14 protein-coding genes, 3 tRNA genes and 3 rRNA genes are annotated in these 20,297 nt (G+C 59.7%); 9 read left to right on the top strand and 11 right to left on the bottom strand.

Going from position 1 to position 20,297, the window contains the following annotated elements:
* Positions 1 to 3 precede the first annotated feature (3 nt).
* The 5 genes from BXU06_RS18440 (at position 4) to BXU06_RS01960 (ending at position 2,848) form a co-directional block, all read left to right on the top strand.
* Positions 4 to 345 (top strand): 6-carboxytetrahydropterin synthase, encoded by a 342-nt coding sequence (locus BXU06_RS18440; RefSeq protein WP_305764634.1) that lies wholly within the window; start codon positions 4 to 6, stop codon positions 343 to 345.
* Positions 345 to 974 carry a 7-carboxy-7-deazaguanine synthase gene (queE, locus tag BXU06_RS01975; RefSeq protein WP_077296318.1) on the top strand — a complete coding sequence of 210 codons (630 nt, stop codon included), beginning with the start codon at positions 345 to 347 and terminating at the stop codon, positions 972 to 974. Before BXU06_RS18440 ends, queE begins: the two co-directional genes overlap by 1 nt.
* Positions 975 to 997: 23 nt before the next feature.
* On the top strand, positions 998 to 1,429 hold the full coding sequence (queF, locus tag BXU06_RS01970) for a preQ(1) synthase (RefSeq protein ID WP_077302574.1): 432 nt from the start codon (positions 998 to 1,000) through the stop codon (positions 1,427 to 1,429).
* A gap of 66 nt (positions 1,430 to 1,495) precedes the next feature.
* Positions 1,496 to 2,344 carry a phosphoserine phosphatase SerB gene (serB, locus tag BXU06_RS01965; RefSeq protein ID WP_077296316.1) on the top strand — a complete coding sequence of 283 codons (849 nt, stop codon included), beginning with the start codon at positions 1,496 to 1,498 and terminating at the stop codon, positions 2,342 to 2,344.
* Positions 2,345 to 2,371: 27 nt separating this feature from the next.
* On the top strand, positions 2,372 to 2,848 hold the full coding sequence (locus BXU06_RS01960) for a PilZ domain-containing protein (protein WP_077296314.1): 477 nt from the start codon (positions 2,372 to 2,374) through the stop codon (positions 2,846 to 2,848).
* 144 nt (positions 2,849 to 2,992) lie between these two features.
* Here BXU06_RS01960 and rrf read toward each other — a convergent pair.
* From rrf to recQ, 7 genes are all read right to left on the bottom strand, one after another.
* A 5S ribosomal RNA gene (rrf, locus tag BXU06_RS01955) occupies positions 2,993 to 3,106 on the bottom strand.
* 109 nt (positions 3,107 to 3,215) lie between these two features.
* Positions 3,216 to 6,103: ribosomal RNA gene (locus BXU06_RS01950) — 23S ribosomal RNA — on the bottom strand.
* Between the two features lie 214 nt (positions 6,104 to 6,317).
* A tRNA-Ala gene (locus BXU06_RS01945) sits at positions 6,318 to 6,393 on the bottom strand.
* A 266-nt stretch (positions 6,394 to 6,659) separates the two neighbouring features.
* Positions 6,660 to 6,736 (bottom strand) — tRNA-Ile (locus tag BXU06_RS01940).
* A 109-nt stretch (positions 6,737 to 6,845) separates the two neighbouring features.
* Positions 6,846 to 8,383 (bottom strand): 16S ribosomal RNA (locus BXU06_RS01935).
* The 16S, 23S and 5S rRNA genes sit together here with 2 tRNA genes alongside, the layout of an rRNA operon.
* Positions 8,384 to 8,854: 471 nt before the next feature.
* Positions 8,855 to 10,072, bottom strand: a complete 1,218-nt coding sequence (gene argJ / locus BXU06_RS01930) for a bifunctional glutamate N-acetyltransferase/amino-acid acetyltransferase ArgJ (RefSeq protein WP_077296312.1) — start codon at positions 10,070 to 10,072, stop codon at positions 8,855 to 8,857.
* Positions 10,073 to 10,137: 65 nt separating this feature from the next.
* Positions 10,138 to 11,934 (bottom strand): DNA helicase RecQ, encoded by a 1,797-nt coding sequence (recQ, locus tag BXU06_RS01925; RefSeq protein WP_077296310.1) that lies wholly within the window; start codon positions 11,932 to 11,934, stop codon positions 10,138 to 10,140.
* A gap of 367 nt (positions 11,935 to 12,301) precedes the next feature.
* Here recQ and BXU06_RS01920 point away from each other — a divergent pair, with 367 nt between their 5' ends.
* Positions 12,302 to 12,763, top strand: coding sequence for a surface-adhesin E family protein (locus tag BXU06_RS01920; RefSeq protein WP_077296308.1), 462 nt, complete (start codon positions 12,302 to 12,304; stop codon positions 12,761 to 12,763).
* A gap of 30 nt (positions 12,764 to 12,793) precedes the next feature.
* Positions 12,794 to 13,570 carry a ParA family protein gene (locus BXU06_RS01915; RefSeq protein WP_077302572.1) on the top strand — a complete coding sequence of 259 codons (777 nt, stop codon included), beginning with the start codon at positions 12,794 to 12,796 and terminating at the stop codon, positions 13,568 to 13,570.
* Positions 13,571 to 13,579: 9 nt separating this feature from the next.
* Here BXU06_RS01915 and BXU06_RS01910 read toward each other — a convergent pair whose 3' ends face one another.
* Positions 13,580 to 15,796 carry a DNA internalization-related competence protein ComEC/Rec2 gene (locus BXU06_RS01910; RefSeq protein ID WP_171982081.1) on the bottom strand — a complete coding sequence of 739 codons (2,217 nt, stop codon included), beginning with the start codon at positions 15,794 to 15,796 and terminating at the stop codon, positions 13,580 to 13,582.
* Between the two features lie 294 nt (positions 15,797 to 16,090).
* On the opposite strand from BXU06_RS01910, the gene BXU06_RS01905 reads away from it, so the two are divergent.
* The gene (locus BXU06_RS01905) at positions 16,091 to 16,885 is read left to right on the top strand and encodes a class I SAM-dependent methyltransferase (protein ID WP_077296304.1); all 795 of its coding nucleotides are present in this window, start codon (positions 16,091 to 16,093) and stop codon (positions 16,883 to 16,885) included.
* Between the two features lie 114 nt (positions 16,886 to 16,999).
* Here the strand turns inward: BXU06_RS01905 and BXU06_RS01900 are convergent, their stop codons facing one another.
* Entirely contained in the window at positions 17,000 to 18,634 is a 1,635-nt protein-coding gene (locus tag BXU06_RS01900; protein ID WP_077296302.1) for a PAS domain-containing methyl-accepting chemotaxis protein, read from the bottom strand.
* A gap of 444 nt (positions 18,635 to 19,078) precedes the next feature.
* Complete coding sequence (locus tag BXU06_RS01895) at positions 19,079 to 19,645, bottom strand: DJ-1/PfpI family protein (RefSeq protein ID WP_077296300.1); 567 nt, start codon at positions 19,643 to 19,645, stop codon at positions 19,079 to 19,081.
* 152 nt (positions 19,646 to 19,797) lie between these two features.
* Between BXU06_RS01895 and BXU06_RS01890 the strand changes: the two genes are divergently transcribed.
* Positions 19,798 to 20,070: a ribbon-helix-helix domain-containing protein gene (locus BXU06_RS01890; RefSeq protein ID WP_077296298.1), complete on the top strand. Its 273-nt coding sequence runs from the start codon at positions 19,798 to 19,800 to the stop codon at positions 20,068 to 20,070.
* Positions 20,071 to 20,168: 98 nt separating this feature from the next.
* Here BXU06_RS01890 and BXU06_RS01885 read toward each other — a convergent pair.
* Positions 20,169 to 20,244 (bottom strand) — tRNA-Phe (locus tag BXU06_RS01885).
* Between the last annotated feature and the right edge of the window lie 53 nt (positions 20,245 to 20,297).

Here is a 20,297-nt window from a genome sequence, read left to right as displayed (position 1 = left end):
CGTATCTGGAAAACCCAGCGCTTTGAAGCCGCTACCCCGTTTGACGCCCAGGGCTGTTATACCGGGCACAGTTACAGCCTGCGCCTGCATCTGGCCGGCACACTGGATCAGGTGATGGGCTGGGTGCTCGACTTTGGCGACGTCAAAACCCGCTTCAAGCCGTTTTATCAACAGCTCGACCATCATCCGCTTGATCAAGTGGCCGGCCTGGCGGATTTCAGCTGTGCCGGCATTGCCCGCTGGGCAGCGGAACAGTTGCAGGCAGACACCCCTGAGCTCACCCGGGTGGATGTCTACCAGCGCCCCGGTGAAGGCGCGCTGTACGAATGCGATGGGGAGGGGTGATGTATACGGTCAAAGAACTGTTTTACTCCTTGCAGGGCGAAGGGCATCACACTGGCCGCCCGGCGGTGTTCTGCCGGTTCAGTGGCTGTAATTTATGGAGTGGCCGCGAAGCAGACCGCGCCAAGGCGCAATGCCGCTTTTGCGATACCGATTTTGTTGGCACGGGTCCGGATGGCGGCAAATTTGCCCAGGCAGAGGCGCTGGCCGAACGGATTGCCGCACTGTGGCCCGCCAACTGTGGCGGCCAGCGCTATGTGGTGTGCACTGGCGGCGAGCCGCTGCTGCAACTGGATAGCCCGCTGGTCGATGCGCTGCACGCACAGGGCTTTGAAGTGGCGGTGGAAACCAATGGCACCCTGCCTGCCCCACGGGCGCTTGACTGGATTTGCGTCAGCCCCAAGGGCACTGCCCGGCTGGCGCAAACCTGGGGTCATGAGCTCAAGCTGGTGTATCCCCAAGCCGACTGTCAGCCGGAACAACTGGCCCATCTGGATTTTCGTCACTTTTACCTGCAAGCGCTCGACGATCCGGCCCATCCGGAACACCAGCAGGCGGCGCTGGATTACTGCCTGCAGCATCCACGCTGGAAGCTGTCAGTACAAACCCATAAATGGCTGAACATCCGCTAGGCCGCCCCAATCAGGAAATCATCATGAATCTGCACGAACAATTGCACCATCTGGGTAGCGGCACGGTCTACCGCTACGATCAACCCGACGCCAGCTTGCTGGAGCGCTTTCCCAACCCGTTCGCCCAGGGCGCACTGAATCCAGCCGGCGTGACCGGCACGCTGAACATCACCTGCCCGGAATTCACCAGCCTGTGCCCGGTGACCGGCCAGCCGGACTTTGCCACCCTGGTGATCGATATGGAGCCGGATCAGTGGTGCGTGGAATCCAAGTCGCTCAAACTGTACCTGGGTTCGTTTCGCATGCATGGCGAATTTCACGAATCGTGCATCTGCCGGATTGCCAACGACCTGGTGGCGCTGCTGCAACCCCATTGGTTGCGAGTGGAAGGCCGCTTCACCCCGCGCGGTGGCATTCCACTGTGGCCAAAAGCCGAGTACCGCCGCCCGGTGTGATGGCAACATTCGCCAGGGGAGGCGCTAACGCTATAATGGCGTTTTTGCATGCAGGAGCCCCGGGCAATGTCGTCGTTTAATCTGATTGTGCAAGGCAAGGCACTGGCCATGGACGTACTGGCCGAGCTGGCGGTGGAAGCGGGTTCCCCCGCCATTGAGCCGCTGGGCAAAACGGCGTGGCGCTTTCTGGATGCCAAGGCCGACACCCGCGAAACCCTTGCCCAATATTGCCGCGAACTGGAGTGCGACTGGGCGTTTGTGCCTGCCGGCATCACGCTGGAGCACTTTGGGCTGTGGATGACCGATATGGACTCCACGCTGATTCAGATCGAATGCATTGACGAAATTGCCGGGCTGCTGGGCATCAAGGACAAGGTTTCGGCAATCACCGAACGCTCGATGGCTGGTGAGCTCGACTTTACCCAGTCACTGCGCGAGCGGGTGGCGTTGCTGGCCGGGCTGAAAGAAAGCACGCTGAAAACCGTCTACGACAAGAAAGTCAAACTCACCCCTGGTGCCCGCGAACTGATTGCCGCCTGCCAGGCCAAGGGGGTGAAAATCGGGCTGATTTCAGGTGGGTTTACCCACTTTACCAATCGGCTGAAGGAAGAGCTGGGCCTGGATTACGCCATTGCCAATACGCTGGAAGTGGTCCATGGCCGGCTGACCGGCCAGGTTAAGGGCCCGGTGATCGATGCCCAGGCCAAAGCAGACTGGCTGGTCAAGCTGCGCAATGAGCTGGGGCTGCGCCAGGATCAGGTGATTGCCACCGGCGATGGGGCCAACGACCTGCAAATGCTGGCCGCCGCAGGCGTTGGCATTGCCTTCCACGCCAAGCCGGTGGTGCGCTATCAGGCCCACGTTGCACTGACGTATAGCGGGCTGGACGGCGTGATCAATCTGTTTGCCGACTGACCCAATCAGCCCGCACGGATACAGCTCATGCCCCTGCCCACCCTGAACAGCCTGTTTTACGATGCTCAACTGGCCTGCCAGCTACGGCCTGCCGGCCCGATCAGCCCGCAACAGCACAGCGATACCCAGCTGGCGTTACGCCTGCTCGGGGCCGATGCACTGCAAAGTGAAGACCCAGTACTGCTGCGGATTGAAGCCAAACTGGATGTGTGCCTGGCCTGGCTAGGCCGCGATAGCCACGCCAACCGGCCCAGCCGACCATGCCGGATCGGCCTGGAGCAGTTTGCCTGGGCCAGTCAGCCAGAGGATCAGGATGGCCCGGCCCTGCTGGAAGTGTATCCCAGCGTGGATTGTCCATTGCCGTTGACGCTGGCGGTCAGCATCGAGCGTCAGCTAGATGGCTACACCCTGGCAACGTGCACCCCAGCGCTGGATGAACAATCAGCCTCCTGCTGGTCACGCTTTGTGTTTCAGCAGCATCGCAGGCAACGCAGCAGGGCATAGCCGTAACAAAAAATTCCCCCTGAAAAACCCAAACCCCGGCGCATGTCAGCCGGGGTTTTTGCTAGGGGGTGCAAGCGATAGTGCAATAGGGTGATAAAAAGACAAAACCCCCTGTACCGTTTGGTACAGGGGGTTTGAATGGGAGCCTGGCGTTGACCTACTTTCACACGGGTAATCCGCACTATCATTGGCGCGAAGCGGTTTCACTGTCCTGTTCGGGATGGGAAGGAGTGGGACCCACTTGCTATGGACACCAGGCATAAGCTGTCGTGCGCTGCATTGCTGCAACACACCAAAACGGGAAGAGTAACTTCAGTCATCAACTGGATCAGATCACATCTAAAACACCTGAAGCATCGCGGCTTATAGGATCAAGCCGCACGGGCAATTAGTATTGGTTAGCTTAATGCATTACTGCACTTCCACACCCAACCTATCAACGTCCTGGTCTCGAACGACCCTTCAGGGCACTCTAGGTGCCAGGGAAGTCTCATCTTAAGGCAAGTTTCGCGCTTAGATGCTTTCAGCGCTTATCTCTTCCGAACTTAGCTACCCGGCGATACGACTGGCGTCATAACCGGTACACCAGAGGTTCGTCCACTCCGGTCCTCTCGTACTAGGAGCAGCCCCCTTCAAACTTCCAACGCCCACTGCAGATAGGGACCAAACTGTCTCACGACGTTTTAAACCCAGCTCACGTACCACTTTAAATGGCGAACAGCCATACCCTTGGGACCGGCTACAGCCCCAGGATGTGATGAGCCGACATCGAGGTGCCAAACTCCGCCGTCGATATGAACTCTTGGGCGGAATCAGCCTGTTATCCCCGGAGTACCTTTTATCCGTTGAGCGATGGCCCTTCCATTCAGAACCACCGGATCACTATGTCCTGCTTTCGCACCTGCTCGACTTGTGGGTCTCGCAGTTAAGCTACCTTTTGCCATTGCACTATCAGTACGATGTCCGACCGTACCTAGGTAACCTTCGAACTCCTCCGTTACACTTTGGGAGGAGACCGCCCCAGTCAAACTGCCTACCATGCACGGTCCCCGATCCGGATGACGGACCAAGGTTAGAACCTCAAACACACCAGGGTGGTATTTCAAGGGCGGCTCCACAGAAACTGGCGTCTCTGCTTCAAAGCCTCCCACCTATCCTACACAAGTCTGTTCAAAGTCCAATGCAAAGCTACAGTAAAGGTTCACGGGGTCTTTCCGTCTAGCAGCGGGGAGATTGCATCTTCACAAACATTTCAACTTCGCTGAGTCTCGGGTTGAGACAGTGTGGCCATCGTTACGCCATTCGTGCGGGTCGGAACTTACCCGACAAGGAATTTCGCTACCTTAGGACCGTTATAGTTACGGCCGCCGTTTACTGGGACTTCAGTCAAGAGCTTGCACCCCATCATTTAATCTTCCAGCACCGGGCAGGCGTCACACCGTATACGTCCACTTTCGTGTTGGCACAGTGCTGTGTTTTTATTAAACAGTCGCAGCCACCTTTTCACTGCAACCCCATCGAGCTCCGGACGCGAGGTCCTTCACCCTACCGGGGCACACCTTCTCCCGAAGTTACGGTGTCAATTTGCCGAGTTCCTTAACCCGAGTTCTCTCAAGCGCCTTAGAATTCTCATCCTACCCACCTGTGTCGGTTTGCGGTACGGTCAATTGTGAGCTGAAGCTTAGAGGCTTTTCCTGGAAGCATGGGATTACTCACTTCAGTGCCGTAGCACCTCGTTATCACGCCTCAGCATTGGCCCACCGGATTTGCCTGATGGACCTGCCTACACGCTTGAACCAACTATTCCAACAGTTGGCTGAGCTACCCTTCTCCGTCCCCCCATCGCACTCACAATCGGTACAGGAATTTTAACCTGTTTCCCATCGACTACGCATTTCTGCCTCGCCTTAGGGGCCGACTCACCCTACGCCGATGAACGTTGCGTAGGAAACCTTGGGTTTTCGGCGTGCGGGACTTTCACCCGCATTATCGCTACTCATGTCAGCATTCGCACTTCTGATACCTCCAGCAGCCTTTACAAGCCACCTTCGCAGGCCTACAGAACGCTCTCCTACCATATGTACAGAGTACATATCCGCAGCTTCGGTTACATGCTTGAGCCCCGTTACATCTTCCGCGCAGGACGACTCGACCAGTGAGCTATTACGCTTTCTTTAAATGATGGCTGCTTCTAAGCCAACATCCTGGCTGTCTAGGCCTTCCCACTTCGTTTACCACTTAGCATGTCATTTGGGACCTTAGCTGGCGGTCTGGGTTGTTTCCCTCTTGACACCGGACGTTAGCACCCGATGTCTGTCTCCCAGGCTCGTACTTGACGGTATTCGGAGTTTGCCATGGGTTGGTAAGTCGCGATGACCCCCTAGCCATAACAGTGCTCTACCCCCGTCAGTAATACCTGAGGCACTACCTAAATAGTTTTCGGAGAGAACCAGCTATTTCCAAGTTTGTTTAGCCTTTCACCCCTATCCACAGCTCATCCCCTAATTTTGCAACATTAGTGGGTTCGGTCCTCCAGTGCGTGTTACCGCACCTTCAACCTGGCCATGGATAGATCACTTGGTTTCGGGTCTACGCCCAGCAACTGAACGCCCTATTCGGACTCGGTTTCCCTACGCCTCCCCTATTCGGTTAAGCTTGCTACTGAACGTAAGTCGCTGACCCATTATACAAAAGGTACGCAGTCACGGAACAAGTCCGCTCCCACTGTTTGTATGCATCCGGTTTCAGGATCTATTTCACTCCCCTTCCGGGGTTCTTTTCGCCTTTCCCTCACGGTACTGGTTCACTATCGGTCGATGATGAGTATTTAGCCTTGGAGGATGGTCCCCCCATCTTCGGACAGGATTTCACGTGTCCCGCCTTACTTGTCGCATGCTTAGTACCACGGTTGTGTTTTCGGATACGGGGCTATCACCCACTATGGCCAACCTTTCCAGGTTCTTCTCCTAACACTACCGCTATCACATGCAGGCTGATCCGTGTTCGCTCGCCACTACTTACGGAATCTCGGTTGATTTCTTTTCCTCGGGGTACTTAGATGTTTCAGTTCTCCCGGTTCGCTCTACCCACCCTATGTGTTCAGGTGGGAGTACTCATTGCTGAGTGGGTTTCCCCATTCGGACATCTACGGATCAAAGCTTCATTGCCAGCTCCCCGTAGCTTTTCGCAGGCTTGCACGTCCTTCGTCGCCTATCATCGCCAAGGCATCCACCAGATGCACTTATTCGCTTGATCCTATAAGTCGAGAGACTTACAGGTGTTTGCTTTTACGACCACGCTTCCCAGCGTGATCGCGATACAATCTGACCCATTTCTTTTCCTGACTGATGGTTTGACCCATCAATCTGGCATTGATTTGTGTCGTTACTCTTCCGTTTTGTTAAAGATCAGTGCGTTAAACACGCAAAAGACAAGGTTTCGCCTTCTCTTTTGAGCGCTTGTGTGAGGGTGGTGGAGGATGACGGGATCGAACCGACGACCCTCTGCTTGCAAAGCAGATGCTCTCCCAGCTGAGCTAATCCCCCGCTAAACCTTTCATGCTGCGTTGTTCGGTCGCTCGTGTACATGAGTACACGTCGCTTCCTCTCGCCTTGCCTGAAAGCTTTATCGTTTTTGTTCCGACGACCCAATTAAGCTTTGAATCGGTGGAACAGAGAACTTTATCACACTGATATTGATCGCGCAAATAAACGCGATTTCTATCAGCACCAGATTGTTCAGGACAAGGCGTCGGAACGGCGACGTGTACAACAAGTACACGAGTCGTTTCGCAACGCAGTCATGGACAATCTGGTGGGTCTGGTTGGACTCGAACCAACGACCCCCGCCTTATCAAGACGGTGCTCTAACCAGCTGAGCTACAAACCCATGTTCCGTTCGGAACCGGAGTTTGTTCAGGGACACTCCCCGATTCCTCTCACTGCACTTTTTTCGACAACCGATAAGTTGTAGACGCTTATTCCAGAGGTTTCTCTAGAAAGGAGGTGATCCAGCCGCAGGTTCCCCTACGGCTACCTTGTTACGACTTCACCCCAGTCATGAAGCATACCGTGGTAAGCGGCCTCCTTGCGGTTAGCCTACCCACTTCTGGTATCCCCCACTCCCATGGTGTGACGGGCGGTGTGTACAAGGCCCGGGAACGTATTCACCGCGACATGCTGATCCGCGATTACTAGCGATTCCGACTTCACGCAGTCGAGTTGCAGACTGCGATCCGGACTACGATCGGTTTTATGAGATTAGCTCCACCTCGCGGCTTGGCAACCCTCTGTACCGACCATTGTATGACGTGTGAAGCCCTGGTCATAAGGGCCATGAGGACTTGACGTCATCCCCACCTTCCTCCGGTTTGTCACCGGCAGTCCCATTAAAGTGCCCAACTTAATGATGGCAACTAATGGCAAGGGTTGCGCTCGTTGCGGGACTTAACCCAACATCTCACGACACGAGCTGACGACAGCCATGCAGCACCTGTGTTAGCGTTCCCTTTCGGGCACTCCTGCGTCTCTGCAGGATTCGCTACATGTCAAGACCAGGTAAGGTTTTTCGCGTTGCATCGAATTAATCCACATCATCCACCGCTTGTGCGGGCCCCCGTCAATTCCTTTGAGTTTTAATCTTGCGACCGTACTCCCCAGGCGGTCTACTTCACGCGTTAGCTGCGTTACCAAGAGATTCCTCTCCCGACAACTAGTAGACATCGTTTAGGGCGTGGACTACCAGGGTATCTAATCCTGTTTGCTCCCCACGCTTTCGTGCATGAGCGTCAGTGTTATCCCAGGGGGCTGCCTTCGCCATCGGTATTCCTCCACATCTCTACGCATTTCACTGCTACACGTGGAATTCTACCCCCCTCTGACACACTCTAGTCTTGCAGTTCCAAACGCAGTTCCCAAGTTAAGCTCGGGGATTTCACATCTGGCTTACAAAACCGCCTGCGCACGCTTTACGCCCAGTAATTCCGATTAACGCTTGCACCCTACGTATTACCGCGGCTGCTGGCACGTAGTTAGCCGGTGCTTATTCTTCCAGTACTGTCATCCCCGACCCGTATTAGGGGTCAGGATTTCCTCCCGGACAAAAGAGCTTTACAACCCGAAGGCCTTCTTCACTCACGCGGCATGGCTGGATCAGGCTTTCGCCCATTGTCCAAAATTCCCCACTGCTGCCTCCCGTAGGAGTCTGGGCCGTGTCTCAGTCCCAGTGTGGCGGATCATCCTCTCAGACCCGCTACGGATCGTCGCCTTGGTGAGCCTTTACCTCACCAACTAGCTAATCCGACATCGGCCGCTCTATCAGCGCGAGGCCCTAAGGTCCCCCGCTTTCATCCTCGGATAATATGCGGTATTAGCACATCTTTCGATGTGTTATCCCCCACTGATAGGTACGTTCCGATGCATTACTCACCCGTTCGCCACTCGCCACCAGGTGCAAGCACCCGTGCTGCCGTTCGACTTGCATGTGTAAAGCATGCCGCCAGCGTTCAATCTGAGCCAGGATCAAACTCTTCAGTTCAATCTCTGCAAATATTACTTCGCTTGACGCAAACTCTCAGAGAATCTAACGATTCTTTGATCATTCTTGTGCAAGCTCTTGTTCCTCGGAACAAGCGCCTACACTTATCGGTTGTCATTCTGTTAAAGAGCAGTTGCTTTCCAACCCAGAAACCGGTAACGTCAGCGGTTTGTTTCGCTTCGTTTCGTTTTCTGCGTCAGCAGCAGAGAGGCGAACTATACGCACCACCTGAAAAACCGTCAACACCCCAAAACACACTTTTTTGTGCAAAACCGTGAAAAACACGATAAATCGCTGAAATCAAACGGAAAACTTTTTACAAAAAATCGCAAAAAAGTTTCACCCCTTCGCAAAATCGCTGTCACACCCGTTCAACACCAGCGCTCAAACCCTGATTCTTTGTGGCTCAGCCCATGAAAAAACGCCCTACCGGGCGTTTTTTCATGGGCAATGACCAGACAGCGCATCAAATCAGCTGCGGTAGTCGGCGTTGATCCGCACGTAGTCATAGGAAAAGTCGCATGTCCACACCGTGGCAGCGGCTTCTCCCCGGCCCAGCACCACACGCACCAGGATTTCCGGCTTGTTCATCACCCGCTGGCCATCTTCTTCCTGATAGGCCGGGTTACGCCCGCCGTTGACCGCCACCAGCACATCATCCAGATACAGCGACAACTGATCGACATCCAGATCGTCAATCCCGGCATAGCCGATGGCCGCCAGAATCCGGCCCAGATTGGGGTCGGAAGCAAAGAAGGCGGTTTTCACCAGCGGTGAACGGGCAATGGCGTAACCGATGGTTTTGCATTCTTCACGCGAGCGGCCACCTTCCACGGTAATGGTCATGAACTTGGTAGCGCCTTCGCCGTCGCGCACAATCGCCTGGGCCAGCTCAATCGACAGCGACTGCAGCGCAGCTGCAAATGCCTGGTAGTCGGCGCTGTCGAGCTGATTGATCGGCGCATTGCCCGCCTGACCGCTGCTAATCAGCATGAAAGAATCATTGGTCGAGGTGTCGCCATCAACGGTAATGCTATTAAAGGACAGATCCGCCACCTGGCTGAGCAGGCCTTGCAGCAGTTCTGGCGCAATCACCGCATCGGTGGCCACAAAGCCCAGCATGGTGGCCATATTCGGATGGATCATGCCGGAGCCCTTGGCAATGCCGGTCAGGGTGACGGTTTTGCCGCCCAGAACCAGCTGGCGCGACGCGGCCTTGGGCTGGATGTCGGTGGTCATGATGGCTTCAGCGGCATCCGCCCAATTGGCCGGCTGGCGTTGCGGCAGCGCCTGGTTGATTTTTTCAAACGGCAGCGGCTCCAGAATCACCCCGGTGGAGAACGGCAGCACCTGTTCGGCCTGGCAGCCCAGTTGCTCGGCCACGGCCTGACACACTGCCAGCGCCCGCTGCCGGCCATCCTCGCCAGTTCCGGCGTTGGCATTGCCGGTATTCACCACCAGCGCGCGCATCGGCAGGCCGCTGGCCAGATGGCTGCGGCACAGATGCACTGGCGCGGCGCAGAAGCGGTTGCGGGTAAACACCCCGACCACCTGGCAACCTTCCGCCAGTTCAATCAGCAGCACGTCTTTTCGGCCCGGCTTTTTGACGGCAGCTTCAGCGTAAGACAAGGTCACGCCGGCGACAGGGAGCAGGGCGGCGGGGTCAATCGGAGCAAGATTCACGGGCATGGCAATTCCTGGTGCAAATAAGTAGGGAAAGAAGGCGGCGCACAGCCAGGGCAGATTGTAGCGAATCAGTTGGCCGATTCGCGCAGAATTTCCAGCAGGCCGGTGCCATAGCGTGCCAGTTTCATTTCGCCAATGCCGTAGATCTGGCGCAGTGCGTCTTCGTTCTGTGGCCGGCGTTCGGTCAGGTCGCGCAGGCTCTTGTCGGACAATACCGCATAGGCCGGCACATTGTGTTCGTCGGCCAGCTTTTTGCGCCAGGTGCGCAGCGCCTGCCAGATGCGTTCTTCGCGTTCGGTGCGCAGCCAGCGGTCGCTGTCGCTGACCGACTTGCTCGGTGCGTCGTTGCGGATTGGGCGCAAAAATACGGACGTTTCGCCACGCAGCACGGCGCGGCAGGTTTCGGTCAGCTTGAGCGATTGATAGGCGCTGACGTCCACCGTCAGATAGCCTTGCGCCACCAGTTGGCGGATGACCGAACGCCAGCCGCGCTGGTTAAGCTCCTTGCCAATGCCAAAGGTGGACAATTGCTGATGGCCGCGCTGGCGCACGCCTTCGCTGTCGCGCCCGAGCAGGATATCGATCACATGGTTGGCGGCACAGCGCTGATTCACTCTATAGATACACGACAGCACTTTTTGCGCCAGCGTGGTGGCGTCGAAGGTTTTTGGCGGGTTCAGGCAATTGTCGCACTTGCCGCAAGGCTCGATGGCTTCGCCAAAGTGGGCCAGCAGCAGCTGACGGCGGCAGGCGGCGGTTTCACAGTAGGCCAGCATGGCGTCGAGCTTGCCCAGCTCCACCTGCTTGCGCGCCTGATCCTGCTCGGACTCGAACAGCATTTGCTGCAGCTGGACCATATCGCTCAGGCCAAAGCACAGCCAGCTGGCCGCCGGCAGGCCATCGCGCCCGGCACGGCCCGACTCCTGATAGAAGCCTTCCGGGCTGCGCGGCAAATCCAGGTGGGCAACAAAGCGCACATCCGGCTTGTCGATGCCCATGCCAAACGCCACCGTGGCCACCATCACAATGCCTTCTTCACGCAAGAAACGCCGCTGATGGGTGCTGCGCAAGGCGCTGGGCAGGCCGGCGTGATAGGGCAGCGCGCTGATGCCCTGTTCCACCAGCCAGGCTGCGGTGTCTTCCACCCGCTTGCGCGACAGGCAGTAAACAATGCCGGACTGCCCGGCGTGATGTTGCTGGATATAGCTGGACAGCTGCTTCTTGGCCTGGTGTTTTTCCACCACGGTATAGGTGATGTTGGGCCGGTCAAAGCTGGACAGAAACACCCGGGCATTGCCCAGATGCAGGTAGTGCAGGATTTCTTCGCGGGTCTGCGGGTCGGCAGTGGCGGTCAGCGCCACCCTGGGAATAGCGGGAAAACGTTCGGCCAGCACCCCCAATTGCTGGTATTCCGGACGGAAGTCGTGTCCCCATTGCGACACGCAATGCGCTTCGTCGATGGCAAACAGCGCCAGGTCGAGCGTATCCAGAAAGCTGAGAAAACGCGCCGACATCAGGCGCTCGGGTGCCACATACAACAGCTTGAGCTCACCACTGCGCGCCGCCTGGGCAATTCGCCGGGCTTCATCGGCCTCCACGGTGGAATTCAGATACGCCGCCGCCACGCCCAGCTCGGACAAAGCGGCCACTTGGTCTTCCATCAGGGCAATCAGCGGTGACACCACCACGGTCACGCCAGGGCGCAACAAGGCCGGCAACTGAAAACACAGCGATTTGCCGCCGCCGGTGGGCATCAGCACCAGCGCGTTCTGGCCTTCGGCCACATGCGTGACGATTTCGGCCTGCAGCCCGCGAAACTCGGGGTAGCCAAAAACCTGCTGGAGAAGGGTCAGCGCATCGTGCATGCCGGGCAATCTGGGTAAAAACCGAATTGTCGCACAAAAAAAAAGCCACCCGCGCAAGCAGGTGGCTGCAGCGTTCCGGAAACAGAGGAACGTAGAGGAGAAAACACGCTACGTGAGGCCCGTCCACGCAGAAAAAAGTTCCGCGCAGGCAGAAAAATTGGCTCAAAGCCATGGCAAAAATGCCACACACCTACCCGCTGGCACCACGCGAAGCCTGACCATGCCCCCCTCGGCCCTTCCCTTTCACACACCAGGCGCTTGCTCGCCGCGCCACGCCCGCAGGCGATTGCCCTGAGAATTTGGTTTGCCTGCCGCTCTGTGCGACACTTTAGCCCTTTCATTGCCATGGATTTCAGGAGTCAGCCTCATGCTGCACCGTTCTTGCCTGCCAGCCCTGCTGGCCATCTGGCTGGCCGCCTGCGCCACCGTCACGCCGGAAGAACCGGCGCGCCCCACCGTATTGCGCGATCCAGGGGCCAATGCACAGTGGCAGAACCTGGGGGTCAACCCCAATGGCAATATCCTGCACGAACTGGACAAACAGTCGCTGGTGCGCCATGGCCACCTGGTGACCTTTCGCGACCGCAAAACCATTTTCAACCTGAAGCGGGAAACCTTTGGCCAGATGCCCCGGCACAAGGTGTCGGTCAATAGCTGGCGCATCGACTGCCAGGCGCAGAGCTATCAGTTGCTGGCCAGCACGCTGTACGATGAAAATGGCCGGACGGTGGCCAGCCATACGTATAATGACGGAGAAATCAAGCCGGCAGCCATCCCGCCCAACTCGGCCAGCTACCAGCAAATGCAGTTTGTCTGCGCCCGCCCCTGACCCAGCAAGGAAAGACCCCGCATGACGGCAATCAAACGCGTAGTGTTCAACCAAAAAGGCGGCGTGGGCAAATCCACCATCACCGCCAACCTGGCCGCCGTGGCCGCACAACAGGGCCAGCGCGTGCTGGTGGTTGACCTGGACCCGCAAGGCAATCTGTCGCACTACGTGTTTGGCCCACAAGCCGACAGCCTGCGTCCGTCGCTGTTCGACTTTTTTGACCAGATCCTCAATTTCAGCCTGAACAGCCAGCCGGTGCCGGCACATATTCACCCCAGCCCGTTTGCCGGCCTGTCGCTGATGACCTCGCACCCGCAACTGGGCGAACTGGGCCCCAAGCTGGAAGCGCGCTACAAGATGTACAAGCTGCGCGACACACTGAATGAACTGGCCGGCCAGTTTGATGAAATCTGGGTGGACACCCCACCCGCGCTGAACTTTTTCTCCCGCTCGGCGCTGATTGCCTGTGACCGGGTGCTGATTCCGTTTGACTGTGACGACTTCTCGCGCCGGGCGCTGTACACCCTGCTGGACAACCTGCAGGAAATCCGCGCCGACCATAACGCCGGCCTGCAGCTGGAAGGGATTGTGGTCAACCAGTTTCAGCCGCGCGCCGCGCTGCCGGCCAAACTGGTGGCCGAACTGGCCGCCGAAGGCATGCCGATGCTGAACGCCAGACTGTCGTCGTCGGTGAAGATCCGCGAATCGCACCAGACCAGCCTGCCGATGGTCCACCTCGACCCCAAGCACAAGCTCAGCCGGGAATACACCGCGCTGTACCAGGAACTGAGCCAGCGCGACCAGTAAAGTCATCCACTATGGCCAGCGGCTGCGCCACCAGTGCGGATGCCCGGCCCGGTAGCCGCTCAGCTGCGGGCCAGCGGGGTGGCCCAGCGCAATCTGCACCGCGCCATCGCGGTCGGTGCGCCAGCGTTGCGCTCCCCAATAGGCATAGCGCGCCCATACCGTTGGGTGCGGATGGCGAAAGCGGTTGCGATACCCGGCGCTGACCACCACCTGCGCAGGACGCACCGCCGCCAGAAAATCCTGGCCCGATGAAGTCAGGCTGCCATGATGGCCGGCCAGCAGCACATCAGCGGCCAGGGTGTCATCGCCCCAGCGCTCGCGCATGGCCTGCTCGTCGGCCACCTCGGCGTCGCCGGTCAGCAGCACCACCTGGCCGCCAGCCCAGATGCGCAACACGCAGCTGGCGTGGTTGTCCTGGCCGCTGGCATCTGCCGGATGCAATACATCAAAACGCACGCCATCCCACAGCCAGAACTGCCCGGCCAGGCATTGTTGCGCCGGGCGCGGGGGTGCCTCCAGCCGCTCGGGTTCGCCAGCCAGTAGCCAGTCTGGCGGATAGGCCTGCCACAGCGAGCGCGCGCCGCCGGCATGGTCATTGTCACTGTGCGACACCACCAGCCCACCCAGTCGATGGACCCCTTCACCGGCCAGAAACGGCACGATCACCCGCGCCCCCATATCGCTGCTGCCAGTAGGTGCGCCAGTATCATAGACCAGCACATGCCGATGAGTGCGCACCACCACCGCCAGCCCCTGACCGACATCCAGCACGCTGATCTGCGCCTGGCCATCAGGCGGCGCGCGGTCGGGTGGCCACAGCAAGGGCAAGCACAGCCACAGCCCCAGGCTGCGCCCGGCCACCCCAGCCGGCAAGCTCAGCAATGCCACCCCAACTACCGCCAGTACCACCCCCAGCGTCGAGGGCGCAGCCTGCTGCCAGGGCGACACGTCGGCCAGCGCCTCCAGCGGCCACATGGCCCACCCCAGCGCCCAGGCCACCCAGTAAATACCGTCATCTCCCGGCAACACGCTGGCCAGCAAGGCCGCCGGGGTGAGCACGCTGCCAATCAGCGGAATGGCGTACAGATTGGTCAGCGGCGACAGCCAGGGTAATTGGCCAAAACTGGCCAGCAAGGGCACCGCCATGGCCAGGCTGGCCGCCCACTGGCTGCGCAGCCAGCGCCGCCCCCACGACAGCGCGCCCAGCCGGCCACTGCCAATCCACACCATCAGCCCCACCGCCAGAAACGACAGCCAGAACCCCAGCGACAACGCGGCAAACGGGTCAAGCAACAACACCAAGCACAAGGCCAGCGCCCACGCTCGCCCCACCCCCAGTGGGTAGCGGCCACACAGCGCCAACGCCAGCACCCAGAGCATGAACACGCTACGCTGGGTAGGCAGCGACCAGCCGGCCAGCAGCGCATACGCTGTGGCGGCCAGCAAGCCCGCCACCCCGGCCACCACACGTGGCGGCGCGCGCCAGCGCGACTGCCGGCGCATCAGCCACACTGTCACCCCGGCCACCAGCGCTGCCAGCAAGGTCAGATGCACGCCAGACACGCTGACCAGATGGGTCAGCCCGGTGCGGGCAAACAGTTGCCAGTGTTCTGCCGGAATGCTGTGCTGCTCGCCCGTCACCAGCGCCAGCAACACCCCGGCGTAAGCCTGCCCTTCACTGGCGCGCGCCACCCGCGCCACGGCGGCTTCGCGCCAGCGGTCCAGCCAGGCCAACGGATGCTGGCTATCAGCCAGACGGCGTGCGCCAGGGCGCACACTGCCCGACGCCAGCCGGTCCTGCTCGACCAGCCAGGCTTCGGCAGCAAAGGTATGTGGATTGCTGGCGGCGTGCCAGCGCTTCAACACCAGCTGCGCCTGCCAGCGGCTGCCTGCCGGCCAGTGGCCGCGCTGATAATCCGACAGACCCACCCGACCCAGCCGGTGTGCACTGGCCGGGCTGATGGCTTCGATCTCGGCATCAAAACGCACCGCCAACCCATCCAGGCGCGGCAGGCCGCTGACCCGAAACGTCACCGACAGGGGACGGCCCTCCAGCGCAGCCGGCAGCGCACTGTCCAGACGCTGTTCAATCCGCCACGCCGACCAGGCAAACCCCAGGCTCAGGCACACCCACCACAGCAAGCCCCGCCGCCACGGCCCGCACCCTGCCAGCACCGCCCCCGCCAGCGCGGCAGGCCACGCTGGTGCCACCGGCCAGAATTGCACCAGGACGATTCCCAGCGCGAACAGAAGTAAATAGGGCATAGCCCAGTGTAGGCCGACCCACACCCCATGACAATGCGATGAAATACCTAAGCGCGACTCACCAAACCCTCTGGCGTTGTTACACGGCCTTGTCGTACGACCTGCTGCCTGCGAGCACGCGCCTCGCCAGAACCGCTGCGCGGGGTTTTGTGAGCCGCTCCAATTAACCTGCTGGCGTCACTTTCCACTGCCCGGCTTGTTCCCTGCCGGGGTTTTGCCGTATCGTCCGCGCTTTGCTTGCCACAGGAAATCGCCATGCTGCCTGCCACCGGGCTGTTGTGTACCCACCCCGACCGCGCCGAGCACGCGCACGCCCTGGCGCAACGCTTTGCCCTGCCGCTACTGGACCAACGCCCGCCAGCGGGGTACTGGCTGGAGCTGGACGATACTCGGTTAAGCCTGCTGAACCCGGACAAGCACGGACCGGTGTATGCCGAGTTTGTCGAAGGCGCGGCGGCGCATCGGCGTCAGTTTGGGGGCGGACGTGGCCAACCGGTGGCCAAAGCGATTGGCATGAAAGGGCAGGAAGCGCGTGATGTGGTGGACGCCACCGCCGGATTGGGGCGTGACGCCTTTGTGCTGGCCAGCCTGGGCTGCCGGGTGCGCATGGTCGAACGCTCGCCCGTGGCGGCAGCGCTGCTGGCCGACGCCCTGGCGCGCGCCAGCGCCGATGCCGACACGGCGGATATTGCCGCACGGATGACGGTGGTCCACGCCGACGCCAGCCCGTGGCTGGCCAGCCTGAACGATGCCGAACGGCCACAGGTGGTGTTTGTGGATCCGATGTTTCCCGACACCGGCAACAAAGCCGCCGCCAAGAAGGAAATGCAGGCGTTTCAGCAGGTGATTGGCGACGACGAAGACAGCGACCGGCTGTTGATGGCGGCACTGTGCTGCGCCCGCGAGCGCGTGGTGGTCAAGCGTCCACGCCTGGGCGTCGATCTGGCCGGCCCCATGCCCAGCAGCCGACAGATTGGCAAAAGCACCCGGTTTGATGTGTACAGCGTGAAGGCGCTGGCTGCCGTGATTGCAGCGGCGCGGGGAAGCTGAACGCCTCAGGCCGCGTCGATTACTTCAGCCAAGCGGTTTCGGCAACACTCAAAGCCGGAAAAAATCCCCCCGCTGGCTCTGCCCGCCAGGATGGCCACCTTGCCAGGCAAGTGGCTAATCCTCTCCCTCCGGTCCGCTGGCCGGCGCATGCCAGCGGGCAAAGTGGCCTACCAGTTTTTCCAGATCACTGGCGGTTTGCGCCAGCTTGGCCGATGCCAGCGACAGCGCCTCGGTGGACTGCATGTTTTCTTCGGTGGCCACCGACACCTGCTCCAGCGTGGCGGCAATATCATGGGTGGCGGCAGATTGCTGCTGGCTGACGCCAGCCAGATGTTCGGCCTGGGTGCTGGCTTCGTCAGCGGCCATGATCAGCTGGGCCAGGTTATCGCTGGCCGATTCAATTTCATGGGTGCCGCGCTGCACTTCCTGCACGGTTTCATCCATATTGCGCGTGGCCTGCTCCACCACCTGACCGATTTTGCCCACGGCCTGATTGATCTGCTCGGTGGACTGGCTGGAACGCTCGGCCAGCTTGCGCACTTCGTCGGCCACCACAGCAAACCCCCGGCCCTGCTCGCCTGCGCGGGCGGCTTCAATGGCGGCATTCAGCGCCAGCAGATTGGTCTGGTCGGCAATTTCACGGATCATCGCCGTCATGCAGCCGATATTGTCCATTTCCCGACTGAGCGCCTGGATGGTATCCCGGCTGCGCTCCACCACTTCCATGGCCTTGGCGCTGGCGGCACGGCCGCAATCAATGCGCTGACAGCCATCGAGCACCGCCTCGCGGATGCGGTTGGCCCCGTCGCGGGCGTGTTCGGCGCTGCTGGAAATGCTGGATGCCGCCTGGGAAATCTTTTCCATGGTGGTGGCCACGTCCTGCACGCCAGCCGCCTGTTCGTGCGAGCGGGTCGCCTGAATGGTCATGCGTTCGCGCAGTTGTTCGGCGTGGGTTTGCGTATCGCCCGCAGCAGCCAGCACGTCGGCCATCAGCGCGCGCAGGCCAATCCGGGTGGACTCCACGCTCAACAGCGCCTCTCCCAGGCCGCCGGAGGTGCGCCGGCGCACCGGGCGGGTGAAATTGCCTTCGCTGATGCGCATCAAGCCACGGCGCAATGCGCGAATCGAGGTGCGAAACGATTGCGGCAGCGTCCAGCCCACCACCAGGCCAAACGTCGCCCCGGCACCGGCCAGCACCCAGCGCAGGGTGGACTGGCTGTCCGGCAGCACGGCAATCAGCAGCATCAGACAGGCAGCCCCCCAATAGGCGCTGCGCAGCTTTTGCCCCAGCGACAGGCTGAAACGCCCCGGCCCCTTGGGGGTGGCTGGCAGGCTGCGACGCTTGTCGCGCACCTCGCGATACAGCGCCTCGGCGGCGGCCACCTCGTTGCGATCCGGCGCATTGCGCACCGACATATAGCCAATGGTCTGGCCGTTTTCGGTAATCGGCGACACATAGGCTTCCACCCAGTAGAAATCGCCGGTCTTGTTGCGGTTTTTCACCAGCCCGCGCCAGGGGCGGCCCGCTTTCAGGGTGTCCCACAGGTCGGCAAAGGCTTCTGGCGGCATGTCCGGATGGCGGACAATATTGTGGCTAAAGCCCAGAAGTTCGTCTTCGTGAAAGCCGCTGATGTCGATAAAAGCCCGATTGGCGTAGGTGATTTGCCCTTTGAGATCGGTCTTGGTGACAATCGGACGCGCCGGGTCGAGAAAGACCTCATGTTGGGTAACCGGCAGATTGACTTTCACGCATGCCTCCTGGACGCTGTGCTCCGGCAGGGTGCAACTGCGGCACAGTCTATAATCCTGTAATGATTGAACGCTGCAACAAGCCCACCACCGTTTTGTCTGGAATGGGGGGACAAAACCTGGCGGCTGTCACAGGGCGGTAATTATATACCGGTTGCACAAGGACTTGCGCCAGGTATATTGATTTCAATCAACGACGTTCAGCGTGTGAACACATCCACCATCAGGACGGTTTCGGCCCTGAAGCGCTGACGTTTTGCACCATTTTTGCACCAAAATGGTGCTGTCTTATTCAAATAAACTACTCCTGTCTGCGCGCCGGGATGTTGCGCTGGGTCAAACGCCCCGCCATCGTCAACGCCCGGCAGGCAAAATCGTCGGGATTCAGCCCACCTGCCGCCCTGTTGTGCTGATTGCGCAGCACAACAGGGCGCACGGTACCGGTCAGGCCAGCAAGGCCACAAACGCCGCCAGCCAGGCCGGGTGAGCCGGCCAGGCCGGGGCGGTGACCAGATTGCCATCCACCACCGCCTCAGTCACCGCCACTTCGACATACTCTGCCCCCACGGCGGTCACTTCCGGCGCGCAGGCCGGATAGGCAGTCAGCCGACGCCCGGCCAAGCCGCCGGCAGCCGTCAGCAGCTGGGCACCATGACACACCGCCGCGACAGGTTTGTTGGCCTGCATGAAATGCCGCACCCAGGCCAGCACGTCGGGGTTCAGACGCAGATATTCCGGCGCGCGGCCTCCCGGAATCACCAGTGCGTCGTACTGCTCTGGCGTGCAGTCGGCAAAGCTGGCGTTCAGGGTGAAGGCGTGGCCGGGTTTTTCGCTATAGGTCTGATCGCCCTCAAAATCATGCACGGCAGTACGCACCTGCTCGCCAGCACGCTTGCCGGGGCAGATGGCGTGGACGGTGTGCCCCAGCATCTGCAGCGCCTGAAACGGCACCATGATTTCGTAATCCTCGACGTAGTCCCCTGCCAGCACCACAATACGTTGCTTGCTCATGTGTACACTCCCTGAAAAAACACCCGACAGAAACAGCCCCTGGGCCAACAGGGCCCATGGTGGACACTATAGAAGCCCCGGCACCGCATCAGGTAGTAGCCGCTTACTACCGCGCCGCGCGGCCAGGGCCAACCGATTTGAGGCAGAAAACCATGTGTGAATTGTTTGCCGGACAAGACCCTCAGCGCTACGCCAGCGTGCGCCGCTCCTTGCGCCTGCGCGGCTTTGTCACCAGCCTGGTGCTGGAGCGCTATTTCTGGGAGGTGCTTGACCAGCTTTCGGCAGACGAGGGGCTGAGCACGCCGCAATTCATCAGCACGCTGTACGACGAGGTGTTGAAGCGTCATGGCGACGTGCGCAATTTCACCTCGCTGCTGCGGGTGGCGTGCTGTGTGTATCTGGCGGGAGGAAAACAGGGCGGCTAAGCAGCAAGCCAGAGATGGCCGCAGCTCAGCTGCTGGACAAGGCGCGCAAGGCGCAGAAAATGAAAAAGCCCGCATCGTGTGATGCGGGCTTTTGAATCTGGTGGCCTGGGACAGAATCGAACTGTCGACACAAGGATTTTCAATCCTCTGCTCTACCGACTGAGCTACCGGGCCTCGAGAGATGCGTATTAAACAGGATTTGTCCGAACGCGTCAAGCAGTTTGGTG

Origin of the sequence: Aquaspirillum sp. LM1 (assembly GCF_002002905.1) — a bacterium.
GTDB lineage: Bacteria > Pseudomonadota > Gammaproteobacteria > Burkholderiales > Aquaspirillaceae > Rivihabitans.
This window is presented reverse-complemented; position numbering and strand designations above follow the sequence as displayed.

What these genes read in the sequence shown, in the direction of transcription:
- queE (WP_077296318.1), top strand. Translation starts at nt 345, where the DNA reads ATGTATACGGTCAAAGAACTGTTTTACTCCTTGCAGGGCGAAGGGCAT.
- queF (WP_077302574.1), top strand. Translation starts at nt 998, where the DNA reads ATGAATCTGCACGAACAATTGCACCATCTGGGTAGCGGCACGGTCTAC.
- serB (WP_077296316.1), top strand. Translation starts at nt 1,496, where the DNA reads ATGTCGTCGTTTAATCTGATTGTGCAAGGCAAGGCACTGGCCATGGAC.
- BXU06_RS01960 (WP_077296314.1), top strand. Translation starts at nt 2,372, where the DNA reads ATGCCCCTGCCCACCCTGAACAGCCTGTTTTACGATGCTCAACTGGCC.
- argJ (WP_077296312.1), bottom strand. Translation starts at nt 10,072, where the DNA reads ATGCCCGTGAATCTTGCTCCGATTGACCCCGCCGCCCTGCTCCCTGTC.
- recQ (WP_077296310.1), bottom strand. Translation starts at nt 11,934, where the DNA reads ATGCACGATGCGCTGACCCTTCTCCAGCAGGTTTTTGGCTACCCCGAG.
- BXU06_RS01920 (WP_077296308.1), top strand. Translation starts at nt 12,302, where the DNA reads ATGCTGCACCGTTCTTGCCTGCCAGCCCTGCTGGCCATCTGGCTGGCC.
- BXU06_RS01905 (WP_077296304.1), top strand. Translation starts at nt 16,091, where the DNA reads ATGCTGCCTGCCACCGGGCTGTTGTGTACCCACCCCGACCGCGCCGAG.
- BXU06_RS01895 (WP_077296300.1), bottom strand. Translation starts at nt 19,645, where the DNA reads ATGAGCAAGCAACGTATTGTGGTGCTGGCAGGGGACTACGTCGAGGAT.
- BXU06_RS01890 (WP_077296298.1), top strand. Translation starts at nt 19,798, where the DNA reads ATGTGTGAATTGTTTGCCGGACAAGACCCTCAGCGCTACGCCAGCGTG.